Raw genomic sequence first — 1,016 nt, forward strand, 5'->3', positions numbered from 1 at the left:
ACCGGCTGGGGCTGTTCCTGGCGCTGAGTGCGGTGTTCTGGAGTGCGGTGTGCATCATCATTTCCGGGCCGCTTTGGACACGCGGCTGGCCCGAATGGTGGACCTGGTGGCTCAACCTGCCGATCTGGGCATGAAGGGAAGGGCGTAAGTCATGGCAAGCTATCAAAATATCTTCACCCAGGTTCAGTTGCGCGCCGCCCCTGAAATGGGGCCGCCAATGGACGACGCCAGCGGCCCGCGCACCGCGGCCGGCGGGTTCAACTATTGGGCGGGCAAGATCGGCAATGCGCAGATCGGACCCATTTACCTCGGCTGGCTCGGCACGATTTCGCTGGTGTTTGGGCTGATCGCGTTTGAGATTATCGGGCTCAACATGTGGGCGTCGGTTAATTGGAGCCCGGTCGAATTCGTTCGTCAGCTCCCCTGGCTCGCGCTGGAGCCGCCGGGGCCGCAATATGGCCTGCGGGTGTTGCCGCCGCTGGCCGAGGGCGGCTGGTGGCTGATCGCGGGGTTCTTCTTCACCGCCTCGGTCATCCTGTGGTGGGCACGCACCTATCGCCGCGCGGTGACGCTCGGCATGGGCACGCACATCTCATGGGCATTTGCGTCCGCCATCTGGTTGATGCTGGTGCTCGGCTTTATCCGCCCGGTGCTGATGGGAAGCTGGTCCGAAGCGGTGCCGTTCGGGATTTTCCCGCACCTTGATTGGACGGCGGCGTTTTCGATCCGTTACGGCAATTTATTCTACAATCCGTTCCACGCGCTTTCGATTGTGTTCCTTTACGGATCGACTTTGTTGTTCGCGATGCACGGGGGCACTATCCTTGCGGTCGGACGTTATGGCGGCGAGCGCGAGATCGAGCAGATCACCGATCGCGGCACAGCCTCCGAACGTGCAGCGCTGTTCTGGCGCTGGACGATGGGGTTCAACGCCACGATGGAATCGATCCACCGCTGGGCGTGGTGGTTTGCGGTGCTGACCACGCTGACGGGTGGCATTGGCATCCTGCTGACCG

General features: G+C 62.4%; 1 protein-coding gene and 1 pseudogene. Both read left to right on the top strand.

Features of this window, described 5'->3' with window-relative positions; translation table 11 throughout:
- Positions 1–134 (top strand): annotated as a pseudogene (locus C0456_RS21045) (photosynthetic reaction center subunit L); the annotation flags it as partial.
- A gap of 17 nt (positions 135–151) precedes the next feature.
- A partial coding sequence (gene pufM / locus C0456_RS20835; protein ID WP_291056721.1) for a photosynthetic reaction center subunit M occupies positions 152–1,016 on the top strand: 865 nt, incomplete at its 3' end.

It is taken from the genome of Hyphomonas sp., assembly GCF_013823385.1.
Lineage (GTDB): Bacteria > Pseudomonadota > Alphaproteobacteria > Caulobacterales > Hyphomonadaceae > Hyphomonas.